A 20148-nucleotide genomic window follows, 5' to 3' on the forward strand; every position below is an offset into this window, starting at 1 on the left:
GCAAGGCGTGCGGGTGTTAGAAACGGGATACAATTCAACATGGCAGTAAAAGTATTAGTCGTTGATGATTCGAGCTTTTTCCGTCGCCGCGTCAGCGAAATCCTCAGTGCGGACCCTCGCCTTGAAGTGATTGGCAATGCGGTAAACGGGAAAGAAGCGGTTGCGATGGCGCAACAGCTGCAGCCTGATGTCATTACTATGGACGTTGAAATGCCGGTCATGGATGGTATTACCGCAGTACGTGAAATCATGCAGTCAAACCCGACGCCGATCCTGATGTTCTCGTCGCTGACCCATGACGGTGCCCGTGCGACCCTTGATGCATTGGATGCCGGGGCACTGGATTTTCTGCCGAAAAAATTTGAAGACATTGCCCGCAATCGCGAAGAGGCAGTGTCATTGCTACAAAAGCGCGTTAGTGAACTGGCTCGCAAACGCATTTTCATGCGTCGCAATATCCGTCCTGCGGCGGCTCCAGTATCATCTGGCTCTGCATCTGAAGCCTTACGCGCTGCTAACCAGCGTGCACAGGCTAGCACGGCAGCACCTGCCGCCTCGGCGATGCGCCAGCCGGCTCGCCCTGCTGCTGCACCTACACCAGCAGCGGCCCGCCCGGCTTTGCGCTTCAAGGCCACGGGCAAGAAATACCAACTGGTGGCGATCGGTACTTCAACCGGCGGTCCGGTTGCGCTGCAAAAGATTCTGACAAAGCTGCCGGCCAATTTCCCTTATCCGATTGTTCTTATCCAGCATATGCCGGCGACGTTCACCGCTGCCTTTGCCGCACGCCTTAACAACCTGTGTAAGATTGGTGTTAAGGAAGCTGAAGACGGTGATACCCTGAAGCCGGGTATGGCCTATTTGGCTCCGGGCGGTATGCAGATGATGGTTGATGGACGTCCGGGCGCCGCTAGGCTGCGGGTTATCGACGGCGGTGAGCGTATGAACTACAAGCCGTGTGTTGATGTTACGTTTGGCTCTGCCGCCAAGGTCTATCAGGACAAAGTCTTGTCGATGGTATTGACCGGTATGGGGGCTGACGGTCGTGAAGGGGCGCGTATGCTTAAGAGCAGCGGCTCGACGATCTGGGCCCAGGACGAAGACAGCTGTGTGGTATATGGTATGCCACAGGCGGTTGCCAAGGCGGGGATTTCAACCGAAGATTTGCCACTGGACAGAATTGCCGAGCGGATCCTGGTTGAGGTTGGCTTGGCCTAAAGGAGACCGTAGTGATTGTTTGGAGTATCGCTAACCAGAAAGGCGGGGTGGGTAAAACCACCACGACTGTGTCGTTGGCCGGGTTGCTCAGCGAGCGTAATAAGCGGGTGCTGTTGGTCGATACCGATCCCCATGCCTCGCTATCGACCTACCTCAATCTGGATACCGATGCGCTGCCTGCTAGTCTGTTTGATTTATTCCAGCTGACTACCATTAGCCGCGGAACGGTACAGCCGTTCATTCAGCGGACGGCTTTCAACAATATCGATATTATTCCGGCCCATATGTCTTTGGCGACGTTGGATCGGGTAATGGGCAATCGTGGCGGAATGGGGTTGGTGCTCAAAAAGGTGCTGAATTGCCTCGCTGATGATTATGACTATGTGTTGATTGACTGCCCGCCGATCCTCGGTGTGATGATGGTTAATGCGCTGGCTGCCAGCGACCGGATTTTGATCCCAGTGCAAACCGAGTTTCTGGCCATGAAAGGTTTGGAGCGAATGATGCGCACCTTGCAGATCATGGAGAAATCGCGAGCTTCGGGATTCAGGGTGACGATAGTCCCTACGATGTATGACAAGCGTACTCGGGCTTCGTTGCAAACTTTGCAGGAGCTCAAAGTGCGTTTCCCCGAGCAGGTGTGGGCATCGGCTGTCCCGATTGATACCAAGTTTCGCGATGCCAGTATCAAGCATATGCCGCCATCTATGTTCTCGCGCAGTTGCCGAGGCGTGTTCGCTTACAAAACATTACTGAACTACCTGGAGCGTCTGCAACAAGATGAGCAGTGATAAGCCTTTGTCGGGCGAACAGGCACTCGACGATTACTTTTTTGATCTGCTGATCGAGGTTGACGACGATGAGGCTGTTGCCTCAGACGTTGATGAGCCGATGCTCCTTGCCGAAGCCGAAGCCGAAGCCGAAGCCGAAGCCGAAGCCGAAGCCGAAGCCGAAGCCGAAGCCGAAGCCGAAGCCGGGCAGTTAATGCCGGAAGAGGCGGCGCTTGCGCCCAGGCGAGATGAGCCTTCGGTATTACCTGAAACTGATGCTGAACGAGTCGTCGCGACAGAGCAGGCGCTAACATCAGCGGCGGATTATTGCTCGCCGTATGACTTCTCGGTGATGGACAGTTCAGCCTCCGGGATAGATAGCCCTGTCGCCGAACCGTTCCGGCTTCAATCGCTGCACCGGGAACAATACAGTCCTTCGCGTGATTGGCTCGAGGTAGAGCTGGCACCGGGCTCACTGAGCCATGTTGAACGGCTTCTGAGCCAAGTCAGCTCGCTCAACTTTGACGAGCCGGGTACGGAGGATGAATCCGTTCTTGAGGTACTGCCTGAACCCGACGCATCACTTGAGCAAGATTGGCAGTTGGTTATGGCCCATGAGACTGGGCAGAATCAGCTCGCCGCCGAGCCAATGGCAATAGCCGATACCCAGCTTGATCTGCCTCGCAGCGAAGAGCCAGTGGTGTTTGTGGCTGACGCGGCTCCGGCCGAACCGCTTCCGGTGGCTGAGGCCACCCCGGTTGCGGATGTGCTCGAGACTGTTGAAGCGGTCGAGGTGATCGCGGAGAGTGTACCGGACAGTGCCACCGAGCAAGGTACGGCGCACTCTGATGATACCCAATGGGCGCTGGAGACAGAGGCATCGGCGGATCTTCCGCCAGACAACGGGCAGCACCAAGAGCCGTTGAGCAATGAATTTCAGGCGTTGTTCTTTGAGGTTAACGGAGTGACATTCGCGGTACCGCTGACCGATTTGGGAGGCATCCACCAGCTTGGTGAAGTCAATCACCTGTTGGGACGCCCTGCGTGGTATCTCGGGTTGATGACTGGGCGTGATCACCAGTTCGACGTGGTCGATACGGCCCGCTGGGTCATGGCTGACAGGCTGAGTGATGATGAGCACCGCGAGGGATACAATTACGTGGTGATGCTCAGCGACAGTAAATGGGGCCTTGCATGTAATGCCCTGCAGGGTACCGAAACCTTGACCGAAAGTTGCGTGCGCTGGCGGGAAAATGTCGGCAAGCGCCCGTGGCTGGCTGGCATGGTAAAAGAAAAAATGTGCGCGCTAATTCATGTTAGCGAGCTGATCTCGATGCTAAATGCGGGATTGGACGTCAATACAAAGCTGGAGCAGGCCTGATCGCCTCCTGTCTCGTGGGTGAGGCGGAGGGGGCAGAGCACCAGCATAACTTATATAGCTGCAAAATGAGGAAACAGCATGTCACAGGTGAGTGTCGCTGAAATACAAAAAGAAGACAGTAATGATCAGGTCCTGCAGTGGGTGACCTTCCAATTGGAAGATGAAACTTACGGTATCAATGTAATGCAGGTACGTGAAGTACTGCGTTATTCAGAAATTGCCCCGGTACCGGGTGCGCCTGATTACGTGCTGGGTATTATCAACCTGCGCGGCAATGTGGTAACCGTTATTGATACCCGTGCCCGTTTTGGCCTGATGCCAGGTGATATTTCTGACAATACCCGTATTGTGATTATCGAAGCTGAGAAGCAGGTTATCGGTATTCTTGTCGACAGCGTCGCTGAGGTTGTTTACCTGCGCAGTTCTGAAATTGATAGTACACCAAGTGTGGGTACCGAGGAGAGCGCCAAGTTCATCCAGGGTGTAAGTAATCGTGATGGCGAGTTGTTGATCTTGGTAGATTTGAATAAACTATTGTCAGACGAAGAATGGGATGAAATGGCGTACTTATAATGCTTGAATTGTTGTTGCAATGGTTACCACTGGTTTTGTCGCTGCTAGCAGTATTTACTGCTTGGTTTATGCTCAAGCAGGAGCGCGCTGCGCGTCAGGCTCTGGAAGGTAAATTTGCAGCGACAGAGCTTGTACTGAAGAATGCCCGCCAGCAAAACGAAAGTTTGCGTAAACAGTTTACCGAGCTGCGTACTGGCACAATGGGGATGGGACAGAAATTGTCCGAGATTGCCGAGCAGCTCGAAGAGCTGGCCGAGCGTCAGGGCGAGTTGGCGCTGCAGGATCCAGATAGCCGCCTTTATAGCCGAGCCAGTAAAATGGTCGAGCTTGGGGCGGATGTCAATGAACTGATGGAAGAATGTGACTTGCCCAAGGCCGAGGCAGAATTACTGCTTCGTCTTCAGAAAATGCACCATGCCCGCCGCTGAAGCGGCGGTAGGTTCAGATTACTTCCTCAATCCCCTCAACCCCTTCCCATCCGGGAGGGGTTTTTCCGTTAAGGACCCACGAAAAAGCAATTAGCTCGGCAATGATCCGGTAGAGCTGTTCTGGAATTTCATCCCCTTGCTCAAGCTGGTTGAGGTAGTTAGCCAGTGCCTCGTCCTCGTGGATCAGCCCACCTTGTTTTTTGACCTGTTCGATAATGTGATCGGCCAACGGGCCGTAGCCCTTTGCCGATACGGTAGGCGCACCATAGCCGGTATAGTGCAGGGCAATGGCTTTCTTGTTGTAGTCTGTCATAGGTATCAGCAATGGTTATCGGGGGATCCCAAGTTTCGGGTTAGATGACGATTTCAAATCCGCCCCGGTTCTCTTCCCTATTATCGACGGTCTTGGCCTTTAGCTTAAATGCCGGTGTGTCGGTTTCTATTCCCATACTGGCTAATCGGTGGGTAAGCAGTGGCGTCGCCCGCTCGGTACGGTTTAGCAGTACGCGGTTCTCCGAGGCGAAGTCGAGGCTTAGCGATTGTGTGTCCCAACCCGCGGTCACATCGAGGGTGTCTTGTGGGCCGACCGGCAAGTTAAGCCGGATCACCCAGCGTGGGCGGTCTTTCCCTTTTTTCTCTTTGCGTGCCTGCTCCTGTTCGACATGGAGTTTGAGCTCGCGCCCGTCAGGGCCGATCAGGCTCCACTGCATATTGGTTGGCACTGGTTCGGCTTGTGGCTGCGGGGCATGTTGGGCGGTGGCGGCTGGTTGTCCGGCGCGGTTCTCGCCGGAGACCCGTTGTTCGCCAAGCATCCGCAGTAGGGCGGTGAGATCGTCCTGCTGCGACTTGGGTAACTGTTTGAGCCACTGGTTGAGCTGGCTGCCCGGCTGGCCGAGTTGGCGCAGCAGTTGTGACAGCAGCTGGCTACTGCTTGATTGGCTCAACCATTGTCCGAGCGCAGCTTGATTGGCCGGGATGGTCAACTGGCTGACAAACTGCTGCACGAGGCTTGGGATCTGGCCTGTCAGGGTTGCCGATGGCGAAGGTGCAGCGCCGAGCTGTCCGGGGGCCGGTTGGCCAGCCTGTTGGGCTGAGAGTTGAGAAAAAGTATTTAGGCTTGTAAACAAACGTTGCAAGGCATTGAAGTTCGTTAACATCTTTCCAAGCTGGCTGGTCGGCAGCGAGGCCGGTGCCTGTTTGTTTACTGGCTGCGTGTCTGTTTGTTGGTTGTTTGAGCGGTTGATTGGTGTTTTGGCAATAATTTTGCCTTCGGTTGGCACTTTTTGCGTGCTAGATTGTCCACCGCTCTGGCCTGTTGCAAGATTGGCGGTATTGGTTGTTGTGGTATTGGTTGCTGCGGTATTTTGCCCCGGCAACTGGCTGGCAGCCTGATTGAGTGTTTGGTTTGCTGCCGGTCCCGGTGTCGCTGGCTGAGGTACGGTTGCTTGGCCCGGTGTTGCCCCCGGTTGTGCGGTTGGCTGTCCGCTGGCTTGTCCGTTGTTTGGCAAGGCATTTTGCTGCCCGCCGGGCTGGGGGATCGCTTGCTGTCCACCCGGTAGCGGGGAGGGCAGTGGTGCCGGCAAAGTGGCTGCTTGGCCGGGTTGTTGGTTACTAGGCGGTGTTGCCGGCAGAATCGCAGGCTGTGGCATGGCGGGAATTGTCGATATCACAATTACATATCCGGTATGGGAATAATGTCCAAGGGAAGCTTGGGTATAACACAAGAACCCACGCTGTGATACTATTTGGGATCCATTGTGTCACCTAGGATACACCATTTTTATGTTGTCTGTTGAAGCGTTAAGTATCACCCGCGATGAACGGGTTTTGTTTGAGGATTTGGCTTTCTCTGTTACCTCAGGGGAGTTGGTTCAGATAGAAGGCCACAATGGTGCTGGTAAAACCACACTGCTTCGAATCTTGGCGGGATTGGGCCGGGCAGACAACGGTAGCGTGTACTGGCACGACGAGAATATCGAGTCGGCGCGTGAATATTATCATCAGGATCTGTTGTTCCTTGGCCACCAGACCGGGGTTAAGCGTGAGTTGACAGCCTATGAAAACTTGGCCTTTTTCCAGTCGATGCATATCAGCAATCCAGAGGTTGCTCTGGCTGGCGAACCTAAGGTTACGGGTGATAACAGCTTGTGGCAGGCGTTGGCCCATGTTGGTCTGGCTGGTAGGGAAGATGTGCCTGCCGGGCAGCTATCTGCAGGCCAGCAGCGCAGGGTCGCCTTGGCGCGACTGTGGCTGAGCAACCACAAGTTGTGGATCCTCGATGAGCCGCTGACGGCTATCGACAAGCAAGGGGTCAAGGTGCTGGAGCAGCTGTTCCTGTCCCACGCCCAGCGCGGCGGGATAGTTATTCTGACCACCCATCAGGATATGTTTGCAGACAGTAACCATCTTCGAAAAATTAAACTGGGGCGCTAACGATATATGATCCGCGAACTAACCCAGGTGATCCGCCGTGAGCTGCTGATCGCCTTTCGACGTCAGGCTGAGATTTTCAACCCGTTGTGGTTTTTCATCATAGTGATCACCTTGTTTCCGCTCGGTATCGGGCCTGAGCCAAATCTGTTGGCGCGCATTGCTCCGGGGATCGTATGGGTTGCCGCGTTGCTGGCGGCATTGCTGTCGATGGAGCGTTTGTTCCGTGACGATTTTGTCGATGGCTCGTTGGAGCAAATGTTGCTGATGCCGACCCCGTTGCCGGTATTGGCGTTTGCCAAGATGCTGGCCCACTGGCTGCTGACAGGGCTGCCGCTGATCTTGATCAGCCCGTTGCTGGCGATATTATTGTCGTTGGATTGGGCGACTTGGAAAGCGGTGGTGCTAACCCTGCTTATTGGTACGCCAACGTTGAGTTTTCTGGGATCTATCGGGGTCGCCCTGACCGTCGGGTTGCGAAAAGGTGGGGTTTTATTGAGCCTGCTCATTTTGCCACTCTATATTCCTGTGCTTATATTCGCGACCTCCGCGATAGATGCGGCGGGGCTAGGGATGCCATACAACGGTCAATTGGCATTGATGGGGGCGATGTTGGTCGGTTCTGCCACCTTGTCTCCGTTTGCTGTTGCAGCTTCGTTACGCATAAGTGTGCAATAAATGATTACAATTAAGTAACCTAATCAGATCTTTTAGCAATTAACTGATAATGCTTACAATAGGTGGCAGTTATTTGCTTTAGACTTAAATGGGTTGAAAATTTTTTGATCTTGCCGGTAGGGATTCGGTGAGAGTTTGAGCAAACACAAGGAAGCGACCGATTGATGGCGGAATACCCATTTGGGAGTATTCCACAGAGATTGGTCTAAGAGAATGATGAATAACGTTTTCTCTACTCAGGCAGCGCATGTGAGTGAGCTATCTGGTAGGCGGGAACGTACATATTACTATTACACGAGTAGAGCAGAATTATGTGGAAGTGGTTACATCCCTACGCGAAAGCTGAGAATTGCTACCGCCTTTGCGGCAGCTTGCTACCCTGGTTTTCGGTGATTGCCTTGCTGTCGATTGTAATTGGTACGGTATGGGGGCTTATGTTCGCCCCGACTGATTACCAGCAGGGCGACAGTTTCCGAATCGTTTACCTACATGTACCTGCGGCCATTTGGTCGATGGGGGCCTACATGTCAATGGCGATAGCTGCCTTTATTGGCCTTGTTTGGCAGATCCGTCTGTCTGATTACGCCGCATTGGCGATGGCTCCGATTGGTGCCGTGTTTACCGTGATTGCCCTGCTGACAGGTGCTATCTGGGGTAAGCCGATGTGGGGCGCATGGTGGGTGTGGGATGCTCGCCTGACTTCCGAGCTGATTCTGCTCTTTCTCTACCTTGGGGTGATTGCCCTATACAATGCGTTTGACGATCAGAAGACCGCTGCCAAGGCCGCCGGGATCTTGGCGATTGTCGGCGTGATCAACCTGCCTATTATTCATTTCTCGGTGGAGTGGTGGAACACCCTGCACCAAGGCGCAACGATTACTAAGTTCGACAAACCTTCAATGGATGCCAGCATGCTATGGCCACTGTTGTTGAACATTATCGGTTTTGCTTGTTTCTTTGGTGCGCTGACGCTGGTGCGTCTGCGTAATGAGATCATTGCCCGTGAAAGCCACCGCCCTTGGGTGCGTGAAATGTTGAAGTGAGGCTGCTATGCATTTTGAATCATTCAGTGACTTTTTGGCGATGGGTGGCTATGCCCCGTACGTCTGGAGCGCCTACGGTATCTCCTTTGCTGCGATGCTGTGGATCATGGTGTCGAGCCTGAATACCAAGCGCCGCATTGCGGCTGAAATCAAGAATAAGATTGCGCGCGAGCAGCGCATTAAAGAAGCGGAAAAACTGGAGAACACACTATGAACCCGAGACGTAAAAAGCGCCTGACCCTGGTGTTGGCGCTAGTGGTAGGCCTCGGCGCAACCATTGGTTTGCTGCTTTACGCGTTGAACCAGAACATGGACCTGTTCTATACCCCGACTGAACTGGTTAACGGCAAGCCTGACGGTACTAAGCCTGAAGTCGGCCAGCGCCTGCGTATTGGCGGTATGGTCGTGGCGGGTTCGGTAGTGCGTGATCCGCAATCGCTGCAGGTCAGCTTCGATGTGGCTGACATTGGCCCTGCAGTTACCGTGAAATACGATGGTATCCTGCCGGATCTGTTCCGTGAGGGGCAGGGTATTGTGGCACAGGGTGTACTGGTTGATTCTCGTACTATCGAGGCTCACGAAGTACTGGCCAAGCACGACGAAGAATACATGCCGCCAGAAGTGGCCGAAGCAATGAAAAAGACTCACGAGCCGCTGCAATATTCCGAAACACAACTGCAAGGTAGTTCGAACTAATGATTATTGAGTTAGGCAACTTCAGCCTGATTGTTGCGCTTGGTCTGTCGATCTTGCTCAGCATCTACCCGCTGTATGGCGCATCGGTGGGTAACCAATCTTTGATGCGGATGGCACGTCCGTTGACTTACGGGGTGTTCGGCATGATCTTGCTGTCGTTCATCATCTTGAGCTGGGCGTTCTACAGCAACGATTTTACGGTTGCCTATGTCGCCAGCAACTCCAACTCAATGCTGCCGTGGTACTACCGCTTGTCTGCGGTGTGGGGTGGCCATGAAGGTTCTCTGCTGCTATGGGTGCTAATCCAGGCGGCCTGGGCGGTGGCGGTGGCTATTTTCAGCCGCGGTATGCCGTTGGAATCACTGGCGCGCGTGTTGTCGGTGATGGGTATGATCGCCATCGGCTTCTTGCTGTTTATTGTCGCGACCTCTAACCCGTTCTTGCGTACCCTGCCTTTCTTCCCGGTTGATGGCCGTGACCTTAACCCATTGTTGCAAGACCCAGGTCTGATCATTCACCCGCCATTGCTTTACATGGGTTATGTTGGTTTCTCGGTGGCGTTTGCCTTTGCGATTGCCTCGCTGATGACCGGCCGTCTTGATACTGCGTGGGCGCGTTGGTCGCGTCCTTGGACGATTGCAGCATGGTCGTTCCTGACGCTGGGTATTGCTCTGGGTTCTTGGTGGGCATACTACGAACTTGGCTGGGGTGGCTGGTGGTTCTGGGATCCGGTTGAAAATGCTTCGTTCATGCCTTGGCTGACAGGTACGGCGCTGATGCACTCGTTGGCGGTGACCGAGAAGCGCGGTACGTTCAAAGCATGGACCGTGCTACTGGCGATTTCTGCTTTCTCGTTGAGCTTGCTGGGTACCTTCCTGGTGCGCTCTGGCGTATTGGTTTCTGTTCACGCGTTTGCCTCTGATCCGGCGCGCGGTATGTTTATCCTTGGTTTCCTCGTCGTGGTGATCGGCGGCTCGCTGCTGCTGTATGCCCTGCGTGGTGGCCAGGTTCGCTCGCGTGGTAACTACAGCCTGTTTTCCCGTGAGAACCTGCTGCTTGCCAACAACCTGCTGTTGGTTGCCGGTTTGCTGGTGGTGTTGATTGGTACACTGTTGCCGTTGGTGCACAAGCAGATTGGCCTTGGCTCGGTGTCTATCGGCGTACCGTTCTTCAACACCCTGTTTACTTGGTTGATGATCCCGTTCGCCTTCATTTTGGGCGTGGGTCCGCTGGTTCGTTGGAAGCGTGACAATCTGTCTAGCATCAGCAAGCAGATGATCATCTCGGCGTTGGTGACTATCCCGTTTGCGGTTGGCTTCGTGTGGCTGTTTGCCGATGTGATCGAGCCAATGGCGGTATTGGGTATGGCAATGGCCGCATGGATCGTGGTGATGCACGGTTTCGAGCTCTACGGGCGAGCGACTCACCGCCACGATTTGTGGACGGGCCTTGGCAAGTTGGGCCGTAGCCATTGGGCAATGGTGCTGGGCCATATCGGTTTGGCGGTTAGCGTTATTGGTATTACTCTGGTGTCAAACTATGACATCGAGCGCGACGTGCGCTTGGCCCCGGGGCAGAGCGTAGAGGTACAGGGTTACAACTACCAGTTTGCAGGCCTGCGAGATGCAGACGGCCCGAACTATGATGGTTACATTGCCGATTTCAATATCAGCCGCAATGGTATCCATGTCACCACCTTGCATGCCGAGAAGCGTTTCTACAGCGTGGCGGGCTCGATGATGACTGAAGCGGCGATTGACAGCGGTGTTACTCGTGACTTGTACGTCGCGATGGGCGAGAAGCTGGGTGATGGTGCATGGGCGGTACGTATCTACTACAAACCGTTCGTGAACTGGATTTGGGCAGGTGCAGCCCTGATGGCACTGGGTGGCGCATTCGCAATTAGTGACAAGCGTTACCGTTTTCGCCGGAAAGCGACTAAGAAAGTGGCGGCGAACAACAAGCTGAATAAAGAGGCGAAGGCAAACGGATGAACAAGAAGCTGTTATTTATTCCCCTGGTACTGTTCCTAGGGTTGGTGGTGATGTTCATGGTTCAGCTGACCCGCAATGCAGGCGGCGATGATCCAACCAAACTTGAATCGGTATTGGTTGGCAAGCCTGTTCCTAAGTTCAAGCTTGAGGACTTGGTCGAGAGCGGTAAGCTTTACCAGCAAGATATCTTCAAGGGTGAGCCTCTGCTGCTTAACGTATGGGCGACATGGTGTCCGACCTGCTATGCCGAGCACACCTACCTTAACCAACTGGCCAGCGAGGGGGTTAAGATTATCGGTTTGAACTATAAGGATGAGCGCCTAAAAGCCGTGAAGTGGCTCAATGAGCTAGGCAACCCGTATATCCACAGCCTGTTTGATGGCAACGGGATGCTGGGGATGGATCTGGGGGTTTACGGCGCACCGGAAACCTTCTTGATTGATGCCAACGGCATTATCCGCTACCGCCATGTTGGCGATGTGAACGACCGTAATTGGAATGACAAGCTCAAGCCAATGTACGAAGCGATGATCAAAGAGGCTCAGGCGGGTCAAGCGAATGTCGCCAGTCAGGAGGCGAAAGGATGAAATCTGTAAACCTGTTCAAAGGCGCTTGCTCGGCGTTTTTTGCTGCGGCGCTGACAGTAACGGCTTATACCTCGGTGGCGGCCTTGACGGCAGTTGTAACAGCCCCGGCAGCCGTGGCTGCGATTGATGTTTACGAGTTCAAAGACGTTGAGCAGGAGAAGGAGTTCCATGAGCTGACCCAGACCCTGCGTTGTCCTAAATGTCAGAATAACAGTATTGCCGATTCCAATGCCCCACTGGCGCAAGATATGCGTCAAAAGGCGTTTGAGATGCTTAACGAAGGCAAGAGCAAAACTGATGTTGTTGATTACATGATTGCCCGTTACGGGAATTTTGTAACCTACAACCCGCCAGTGATGATGTCGACCATCATTCTTTGGGCCGGTCCGGTGGTGTTTATTCTGGTTGGCTTTACCGTACTGGTACTCCGTTCGCGCAAGCGTGGTGAGCCGGTGACGGACAGTAAGTTCGATGCCGAGGAGCAGGCCCGCCTCAAGGCCTTAATGACTGAACTTGACGCATCGGAGAACGATGGCAACAACGCTGACAACCAGAACGGGAAGGTGAGCAAATGACGATGTTTTGGCTAATTACCGTTCTGTTGGTGCTGGCTGCTATCTTGATTTTTGTTCTGCCGATGTACCTCGGCAAAGAGCAGGATGACGATGCGAGTCGTGACGAACTGAATAAGGCGTTCTTCAAGGATCGTATGACCGAGCTGGAATCGGAAAGCAGCGAAGGCTTGGTAAGCAATACGGATGAGCTCAAAGTCGAGCTTCAGCAGTCGTTGCTTGATGATGTGCCGGCCAATGCCAAGCAGCAGGTGAGCCATGTCAGCCCAATGATGCTGATCCCTGGCCTGATTGTACTGGTGGCAGTGTGTTACGGCATGTACATGAAAGTTGGTAGCTTGGATAAGGTGCAGAAATGGCAGGATACCATTGATCGTTTGCCTGAGCTGACCCAGCGTCTGATGAAGAGCGATGACGAGCCGCTGACCGATCAGGAAATGAGCGATCTTTCGCTGGCGTTGCGTACCCAGATGCAGAGTCGACCTGATGATGCGACCGGCTGGCTGTTCTTGGGTCGCATTGGCATGGCGAACCGTGATGCCGATACCGCGCAAAGTGCGTTGGAGAAAGCCTATCGCTTGGATCCTAACAATCCGGATATACTGTTGAGCTACGGTCAGGCATTGCTGATGATTGGTGACCCCGCTCAAAGTGATAATGCTCGCCAGTTGCTGCGTCAGGTGATCCGTATTGACCACACTAACCTGCAGGCGATGTCGCTGTTGGCATTCGATGCCTTTGAAAAGGGCGAGTTCGAGCATGCGGTGGCTTACTGGAGCATGATGAAGCGCCTGATCGGTGAAGATGACAGCCGTAACGAAATGCTGGATCGCAGTATCGAGCGCGCCAAGGCCCAAATGAAAACGGCAGGCAACACGGCAGATTCGGTTTCGGTGAAGGTATCGTTGGCGCCTAGCGTTGCTGTACCAGAGCAGGGTATTGTGATTATCTCAGTACATTCAGCAGACGGCGCACCTATGCCGGTGGCCGCCAAGCGACTGCCGTTATCGGCGTTCCCGCTCGAGCTGACCCTGACAGATGGTGATAGCATGATCCCTGAGCGCCCAATGACATCGCTTAAAGAGATGATCATCAAGGCTCGTATCGATACCGACGGTAACGTTATGACCAAGAAGGGTGACTGGTACGGTGAAAGCAAGGTCGTCCCATTGGGCGGCGATGCTCAAATCGTTATTGCCGAACAGTATTGACGGTATCTTTCATCTCGAATTGAAACCCAAAAGCCAGATGCGGGAAAGCATCTGGCTTTTTTTTCAGTTGCAGTTGCAGTTGCAGTTGCAGCCCAAGTATCCGTAACAGGGAAATGGGGGAAACTTGTGGCTATAGCATGATGTTGATACTATCAACGGCTTGAAAATAAAGTGCTGTATTCACAAGTTAGTTACCTTTTAAGTATATTTATTAAAGGTAACATTTGCTGTGGCGGTAATACGATAGCTTTCTTTTCGCCTTTCCAAGAGGGTGAATGCAGTTTCCTGAAGTGATGTAAGGCAGTAAGATTATGACAGCAATAAGCGTTAGAGATATTGAAAAAACATACGTGGTTTATGACACGCCATTGGATTTACTGAAAACATCTCTGCTGAAAAACAAGGCCAAACGCGAATTTGCTGCATTGAAAGGGATTACTTTCGATGTGAAAAAAGGTGAGACAGTCGGCATTGTCGGACACAATGGCAGTGGCAAGTCCACCTTGTTGCAAATCATAACCGGTGTGCTGAAGCCTACCTCGGGAGAGGTGGAGGTATCAGGGCGAATTGCGGCATTGCTGGAACTGGGTTCTGGGTTCAATCCTGAGTTTACCGGCCGTGAAAACGTCATTTTCAATGCGTCGATTTTGGGCTTGAGCAAAGAAGAGATCGATGCCCGTTTTCAGGATATTGTTGATTTTGCGGCGATTGGGGATTTCATCGATCGCCCGGCCAAGACCTACTCGTCAGGAATGATGCTGCGTCTAGCATTTGCGGTTGCCATCAATATCGACCCAGAGATCTTGATTGTTGATGAGGCATTGGCTGTGGGTGATGATGCGTTTCAGCGCAAGTGCTTCTCACGGATCAAACAGCTTCAGGATCAAGGCGTTAGTATTTTATTGGTTTCACACAGTGCGGGAAGCATTGTCGAATTATGTGATCGCGCTGTCTTGATCGATCATGGTGATCTGCTTATGGATGGCAATCCCAAAGATGTTATTAATAACTATCATAAGTTGCTGCATATGGAACCGTCGAAGCGTGATGCCTTCAGACAGCGCATTATCGATGGTACATTGGATGACGAGAAAGCCGAAGAACGTAAAAAAGAGGTTGAGGTAAAAGTCGACCAGTCGCTATTTAATCCCGAACTCAAGCCATCCACTACCGTGTGGTATGCAGGTCGCGGGGCGACGATTTCCAACCCGCGAATGACCAACGAGCAAGGTAACATTGTTAATATCCTAACTTCGGGCAAGCCGTATACATTCTGTTATGACGTCGATTTTTCAGAAACCGTATTTGGTGTCGGCTTCGGTATGATGATTAAGACCTTGTCTGGGTTTGAAGTGGGCGGGGCAACCTCGCATAAAGATTCTCAGGTAGTGCTTGATGTGGTGGATGCCGGATCACGCGTATCGGTACAGATTCAATTTAACTGCATGGCAAGAAATGGCACCTATTTTATCAACTGTGGCTGTACCGGGATGATTGACGGGGCACTGGAGTTCTTGCACCGGGGCGTGGATGCATTGATGTTCACCGTGATTGAAGAGAGTCAGCGCAGTACCGGTATTGTTGATTTTTCGCCGCAGTATAACTTCACGATTAACTGATGGTTTAGTTGTCGGGCATATTCGTAGCCATGACCATTTTGATCATGGCTTTATTGCATATCAGCTCGACAAAAACAAAGATTCTTTGATGAAACATCTCGTTGCCACTCGAATCGGTATAAGATACTTGTTAAAAAGTGGCGAACGGTCGCTAGTTATCTTTATGGGTGTTGTTGTTTGGCCTGCAATTTCCGGCACTCAACACAGCTGCTCATCGCAATGAGCATATTAAGGTAACTTGGGTATAATATTTATATGCTTTTTAGTAATGGTTAGGTAATTGACTTCATGGTTCACCCTTTGAAATACAAGCGTGTATTGGCGTTCGCTGTTGCATTGGCTATGTCCGGATGTGCCCAGACTCCATCTTCAACTTCAGTATTGGAAACGAGCGACGAAAGTGTTGCTGGTGGTGTCCAGATCGGCACCAGTGAGCAGGCAGAAACAGTGGCGCTGGCAGTAACAGCACAATCGGGGGATAGCGGTGATGAAACTGATGCCGAACTGCTGGCCGAAATAGAAGCGGAAGTGGATGAGCAGGGTGATTACCCGGTTCCCGGCGTTTATGATCCTTTTGAAAATTTTAACCGCGTGATGTGGAGCATTAACTACGATTACCTTGACCCGTATATTGCCCGGCCGGTATCGATAGCGTATATGGATTATGTTCCTTCTTTTGTTCGTACTGGCATCAAAAACTTTCTCGCCAACCTTGATGAACCTGCCAGTATGATCAATAGCGCCGTGATGCTGGAAGGTGAGCAGGCGGTGGCGCATTTCAACCGCTTCTGGATCAACAGTACCTTTGGGGTCGCAGGCTTGATTGATATTGCGTCGGCTGCGGATATACGTAAACCCAACGATCGTGAATTTGGAGACACGATGGGGCGCTATGGTGTACCGAATGGTCCTTATTTCATGGTGCCGATGTATGGTCCGATTACCTTGCGTGAAGGCGCAGGGGATATGGTCGATGATTTGTACTTTCCGTTAGATTTGTTGACGTTCTGGCAAAGCTTGGGTAAATGGGCATTTGAAGGGATGGAATCACGGGCAGCACTGGTACCGCAAGAGGCCTTGTTGAAAGACTCGCCAGATCCTTACATTTTTACTCGTGATGCTTATATCCAGAATAAGAATTTCAGTGCAACAGGCGGTGTAGTGAGTGAAGATACGGTAGAGGAAGATGCGTATCTTGATGATTACCTAGACGAAATCGACGCCGAATAGGTTACCGTATTTTTTATCGTTTAATAAAAGCCAGCATGATTGCTGGCTTTTGTTCGTTTATTGAGCACTTGAATATTATTTTTTGATTTTGAGTGCAACAAAATATAACCCGACATTTAATGCAAGTGAGTGTTTGAATCGAAGGCGAGAGTGAATAAGCATAAAAGAGATCGGTAAAAATGTTTGTGCTTTAAGGTTGTACTTGATTCATCATTTACGGATAAGATTTACTAGAGATAAAGGGATACAAAGGGGTAATAATGACAAGGTCGTACACGCTGTTAGTTTTTTGATTATTTTTTTGTGTTTAATTAATTATCCCGAATATATGTCTGTTCATTAAATTGTGATATTGAACAATATCTCTTGGTATATATTTTTGGTCGTATTTAGGTTTTGTTGCCTCTGTCTTTGTGATGTCCAAATATAGTTGCCGCGCTCATATCTTATTGTTATTTATGGTGTTTTTTATTTTGCTTTCGTTGTTGGTGTTAATCTGAACTTAGCGGTGCAAATAAACAGTTTGTTTTTCATTTTCACTTGAATTGATTTATCATGAGGCTCCTTTGATATAAGGCTGTTTTTTGGATGTGACTTATATCATCAATGCAGATAAAAATGTGACACAGCGCTTGTTATTTTTATAAATGATGGGGCTTATTGTAAATATGCCTTTTTAGATTGAAATTTGTATATAAAAGCAATATGTATTCCCCTTGGAAATAACCTGTCTTGTTTCACATACTATTCTGTCGGTTATAAAGATAAAACGAAGGCGATTTGCAGTGTGAGTACGGGGATGCCGAAGAAAGCTCGCACTGTGCTGGATGTATCGCAAATAGCACACTTTTTGCTGCAGGCAGAAAAGAGTCGAATTAGGTCGGGGTATGACTAAGAAAATAGGGCAAATACTGGTTGATAACCGAGTTATCACCACTGAGCAATTAGATGAAGCGTTAGCCGCTCAGCAAAAAGACAGCCGCCTTGTGGGTGAAATACTCATTGCTTTGGGTTATTGCTCAGAGGAGCAGTTGCTTGACGGTTTGTCTTTGCAGTTGAGCGTCCCTCGACTCAGTGGGTTTCTTGAACTGCAAAATATCCCGACGATTGAAGATTTAGTATTCGAGGACTTTGGTCTCAACCCTTCGTGGTGGGAGCAGCATCAGGCGTTTCCGCTTGAAGCGGCGACCGATGTTATTTGGATTGGTCTTAATGATGTTTTCGATTCATTTGTTATCGAGGCATTGGAAAAAGCCACCGGTAAGCAAGTCATTCCTGTCTTTTGCAGTACGTTCGAACTGCGCAAGTTATTTTCCAATGTTGAAACCCAGCCTACCGGCAGTGTGTCGGCCGATGTGCTGGATGACTCGTCTGCACCGGTCGTTAAGTTTGTCAACGATATCATTCAACGGGCGATTACTGCCAAGGCGTCGGATTTGCACTTTGAGATTTTCAAAGGTGTGTTCCGGGTACGTTTCCGTATTGATGGCGTGATGCAGGTTGTGGATCAGCCCGGATTGGCGATGCATGCTGCTGTTATTTCTCGCCTGAAGCTAATGGCTTCACTTGATATATCGGAAAAACGTCTGCCTCAAGACGGGCGTATTCGCGTTCGCCTGGCGGGGAAAGTGGTTGATATTCGTATGGCGACGACGCCGACGGTACATGGTGAAAACGTCGTTTTACGTTTGCTGACCAACGAAAATAGCCAGGCGTCTACCCAGTTGACCATGTTCCCTGATCATATGGCCGATTTGCAGGAAGTGATCCGGCAGAAAAACGGTATCTTCCTGATCACCGGCCCGACAGGTAGTGGTAAAACGACATCGCTGTATACCATTCTCAATCAGCTCAACAACGAAGATACCAAGATTATTACCGTTGAAGATCCGGTTGAATACCAGATGGCGGGACTAACTCAGATTCAGGTTCATTCGGAAATCGGCCTGACGTTTGCCAAGGTATTGCGCTCATGCTTGCGTCAGGATCCCGACGTAATGCTGGTGGGTGAGATGCGAGATACCGAAACTGCCCAAATAGCTATTCAGGCCGCGCTGACGGGTCACTTGGTGCTCTCAACGCTCCATACCAACGATGCGCCGAGCAGTTTTGTTCGCCTTAAAGATATGGGTATTCCCGATTACCTGATCAAATCCTCCATTGTTGGTGTGATGGCCCAGCGACTGTTGCGCAAGTTGTGCCCGCATTGTAAGTCTCCGCATCATCAAGGTCATGAGAAGGCGCAGCAGCTGGGGCTACCCGCCATTATGGAGGCGTATCCCGGTCTTGTTGAGCAGCCGGCTTTTTTCCAGCCTCAAGGTTGTCCGCAGTGTAATGAAACCGGTTATGTCGGGCGTTTTGCTGTTTTTGAACTGCTCAATATCACCACTGATGCCGATAAATTGGGCGAGATGACGACCAAAGAGCTCGATGCACTGGTGGCGAGAAAACAGATGCGAACCTTGAAGCAAGACGGCCTGTTGCGTGCTGCACAGGGACTGACATCGCTTGATGAAGTATTAAGGGTGCTGGGATGAGTTTTTTCCAGTACATCGGCCGTAATCCCCACGGCGAAACGGTAGAGGGCTGGATAGCTGCCGATTCTATGCCCATGGCCAAGGAAAAACTGGAGGCCAAGCGGATTCAGCCTTTGGTTGTACGCAAGGGTGTTGAGCGCATTCCACTGAAAGTAGACCGCGAAGCCCTGCTAACCAGCTTGCGGGAACTGGCCAGCTTGCGCAAAAGCGGGATGGGATTGGACAAGGCGGTGAATGCCATTGCCGAACTTAGCGAGGACAAGCACCTCAAGCAGGCATGGAAGAAAGTCCACGAGTTTCTGCACAACGGCTTTAGCTTGTCAGAAGCACTGGAATGCCAGCCCTTTGTATTTCCTCGTTATGTGCCCTCTATGGTGCGGTTGGGTGAAGCCAATGGTGATCTGCCAACAGCGTTGTACAGCATTGCCCAGCGGGTAGAGAAAGAAGCAGAGTTGGTCGGCGAGATCAAAAGTGCCCTGACTTATCCTGCGTTTCTGGTGGTGTTCAGCATTTCTATCTTGCTGTTTCTATTTAGTTTCGTACTTCCTAACTTTGAGTCTATGGTGGATTCGGAGAGTGGGCAGGGCTCTGCGTTGGCGACCTTGCTTGCGGTGGCTGATTTCTTTAACAGCAACATGACGATCGTCATGACGGTGTTGATTTTTACTGTTGGCCTGACGGTATGGGGCATTCAGGAAGGGCGGGTGCAGGCGACGTTTTACCGCATTGCCGGTCGGCTGCCGTTTACCCGCGACGTGATTGCCTATTGGGACATCATCGAGTTCTCTTCCAGTATGTCTCGGATGTTGGGGGCCGGTGTAGACCTGCTTGAAGGGGCATTGCTTTCGGCCGAAGGCCTCTCCCAAGAGCGGTTGAGACGGCGGCTCGCCGACGCGGTGAACGGCATTAAGCAAGGGGAGTCATTCTCTGATTCGCTGCGCAAGAAAGAAGTATTCCCTAACTTGGTGATCCAGATGATCGCGGTTGGTGAGAACGGGGCGACATTACCAGAGAGTTTCGGTGAAATCGCCGTATTGTACGAGCGCCGCATGAAAAACGCGTTGAAGCGGGCCATTACCCTGCTTGAGCCCTCAGTCATTGTCGTGATGGGGGGATTGATCGGCTCCATCATGATCGTCCTTATCTCGGGCATTATTTCAGTTAACGATATCGCAATATAG

Annotated in this window: 20 protein-coding genes; 18 read left to right on the forward strand and 2 right to left on the reverse strand. The window is 51.5% G+C overall.

Annotated elements, in window-relative coordinates:
- Window positions 1–39 precede the first annotated feature (39 nt).
- The 5 genes from ACSF8X_RS06535 (at window position 40) to ACSF8X_RS06555 (ending at window position 4370) form a co-directional block, all read left to right on the forward strand.
- Entirely contained in the window at window positions 40–1218 is a 1179-nt protein-coding gene (locus tag ACSF8X_RS06535; protein WP_047878720.1) for a protein-glutamate methylesterase/protein-glutamine glutaminase, read from the forward strand.
- 11 nt (window positions 1219–1229) lie between these two features.
- Window positions 1230–2009, forward strand: coding sequence for a ParA family protein (locus tag ACSF8X_RS06540; RefSeq protein ID WP_047878719.1), 780 nt, complete (start codon window positions 1230–1232; stop codon window positions 2007–2009).
- Complete coding sequence (locus ACSF8X_RS06545) at window positions 1999–3369, forward strand: chemotaxis protein CheW (RefSeq protein ID WP_500850953.1); 1371 nt, start codon at window positions 1999–2001, stop codon at window positions 3367–3369. The genes ACSF8X_RS06540 and ACSF8X_RS06545 overlap by 11 nt, the downstream gene beginning before the upstream one ends.
- Before the next feature lie 78 nt (window positions 3370–3447).
- Window positions 3448–3942, forward strand: coding sequence for a chemotaxis protein CheW (locus tag ACSF8X_RS06550; protein WP_047878718.1), 495 nt, complete (start codon window positions 3448–3450; stop codon window positions 3940–3942).
- Window positions 3942–4370, forward strand: a complete 429-nt coding sequence (locus ACSF8X_RS06555; RefSeq protein ID WP_047878717.1) for a DUF2802 domain-containing protein — start codon at window positions 3942–3944, stop codon at window positions 4368–4370. The genes ACSF8X_RS06550 and ACSF8X_RS06555 overlap by 1 nt, the downstream gene beginning before the upstream one ends.
- Window positions 4371–4383: 13 nt before the next feature.
- On the opposite strand, the gene ACSF8X_RS06560 is transcribed toward ACSF8X_RS06555, so the two are convergent.
- A complete protein-coding gene (locus tag ACSF8X_RS06560; RefSeq protein ID WP_500850954.1) occupies window positions 4384–4683 on the reverse strand; it encodes an EscU/YscU/HrcU family type III secretion system export apparatus switch protein in 300 nt (99 codons plus the stop codon).
- Between the two features lie 40 nt (window positions 4684–4723).
- Window positions 4724–6040, reverse strand: a complete 1317-nt coding sequence (locus tag ACSF8X_RS06565) for a hypothetical protein (RefSeq protein WP_500850955.1) — start codon at window positions 6038–6040, stop codon at window positions 4724–4726.
- Window positions 6041–6152: 112 nt separating this feature from the next.
- On the opposite strand from ACSF8X_RS06565, the gene ccmA reads away from it, so the two are divergent.
- The 13 genes from ccmA to ACSF8X_RS06630 all read left to right on the forward strand — a co-directional run bounded on the left by ccmA (window position 6153) and on the right by ACSF8X_RS06630 (window position 20148).
- Window positions 6153–6803, forward strand: coding sequence for a cytochrome c biogenesis heme-transporting ATPase CcmA (ccmA, locus tag ACSF8X_RS06570; RefSeq protein ID WP_047878714.1), 651 nt, complete (start codon window positions 6153–6155; stop codon window positions 6801–6803).
- Window positions 6804–6809: 6 nt separating this feature from the next.
- On the forward strand, window positions 6810–7478 hold the full coding sequence (ccmB, locus tag ACSF8X_RS06575; RefSeq protein WP_047878713.1) for a heme exporter protein CcmB: 669 nt from the start codon (window positions 6810–6812) through the stop codon (window positions 7476–7478).
- Between the two features lie 311 nt (window positions 7479–7789).
- The gene (locus tag ACSF8X_RS06580) at window positions 7790–8521 is read left to right on the forward strand and encodes a heme ABC transporter permease (protein WP_047878712.1); all 732 of its coding nucleotides are present in this window, start codon (window positions 7790–7792) and stop codon (window positions 8519–8521) included.
- A gap of 7 nt (window positions 8522–8528) precedes the next feature.
- Window positions 8529–8735 carry a heme exporter protein CcmD gene (ccmD, locus tag ACSF8X_RS06585; RefSeq protein WP_047878711.1) on the forward strand — a complete coding sequence of 69 codons (207 nt, stop codon included), beginning with the start codon at window positions 8529–8531 and terminating at the stop codon, window positions 8733–8735.
- Complete coding sequence (gene ccmE, locus ACSF8X_RS06590) at window positions 8732–9217, forward strand: cytochrome c maturation protein CcmE (protein WP_500850956.1); 486 nt, start codon at window positions 8732–8734, stop codon at window positions 9215–9217. Before ccmD ends, ccmE begins: the two co-directional genes overlap by 4 nt.
- Complete coding sequence (locus tag ACSF8X_RS06595; RefSeq protein WP_047878709.1) at window positions 9217–11211, forward strand: heme lyase CcmF/NrfE family subunit; 1995 nt, start codon at window positions 9217–9219, stop codon at window positions 11209–11211. Before ccmE ends, ACSF8X_RS06595 begins: the two co-directional genes overlap by 1 nt.
- Window positions 11208–11798, forward strand: a complete 591-nt coding sequence (locus ACSF8X_RS06600; protein ID WP_047878708.1) for a DsbE family thiol:disulfide interchange protein — start codon at window positions 11208–11210, stop codon at window positions 11796–11798. Before ACSF8X_RS06595 ends, ACSF8X_RS06600 begins: the two co-directional genes overlap by 4 nt.
- Window positions 11795–12373 carry a cytochrome c-type biogenesis protein gene (locus ACSF8X_RS06605; RefSeq protein ID WP_500850957.1) on the forward strand — a complete coding sequence of 193 codons (579 nt, stop codon included), beginning with the start codon at window positions 11795–11797 and terminating at the stop codon, window positions 12371–12373. Before ACSF8X_RS06600 ends, ACSF8X_RS06605 begins: the two co-directional genes overlap by 4 nt.
- On the forward strand, window positions 12370–13581 hold the full coding sequence (gene ccmI / locus ACSF8X_RS06610) for a c-type cytochrome biogenesis protein CcmI (protein WP_500850958.1): 1212 nt from the start codon (window positions 12370–12372) through the stop codon (window positions 13579–13581). Before ACSF8X_RS06605 ends, ccmI begins: the two co-directional genes overlap by 4 nt.
- Before the next feature lie 311 nt (window positions 13582–13892).
- Window positions 13893–15200, forward strand: a complete 1308-nt coding sequence (locus tag ACSF8X_RS06615) for an ABC transporter ATP-binding protein (RefSeq protein WP_084722209.1) — start codon at window positions 13893–13895, stop codon at window positions 15198–15200.
- A gap of 300 nt (window positions 15201–15500) precedes the next feature.
- On the forward strand, window positions 15501–16430 hold the full coding sequence (locus tag ACSF8X_RS06620; RefSeq protein WP_500850959.1) for an MlaA family lipoprotein: 930 nt from the start codon (window positions 15501–15503) through the stop codon (window positions 16428–16430).
- Between the two features lie 887 nt (window positions 16431–17317).
- Window positions 17318–18967: a GspE/PulE family protein gene (locus tag ACSF8X_RS06625; RefSeq protein ID WP_500850960.1), complete on the forward strand. Its 1650-nt coding sequence runs from the start codon at window positions 17318–17320 to the stop codon at window positions 18965–18967.
- Window positions 18964–20148 carry a type II secretion system F family protein gene (locus ACSF8X_RS06630; RefSeq protein WP_500850961.1) on the forward strand — a complete coding sequence of 395 codons (1185 nt, stop codon included), beginning with the start codon at window positions 18964–18966 and terminating at the stop codon, window positions 20146–20148. The genes ACSF8X_RS06625 and ACSF8X_RS06630 overlap by 4 nt, the downstream gene beginning before the upstream one ends.

This window comes from Photobacterium panuliri (genome assembly GCF_059920555.1).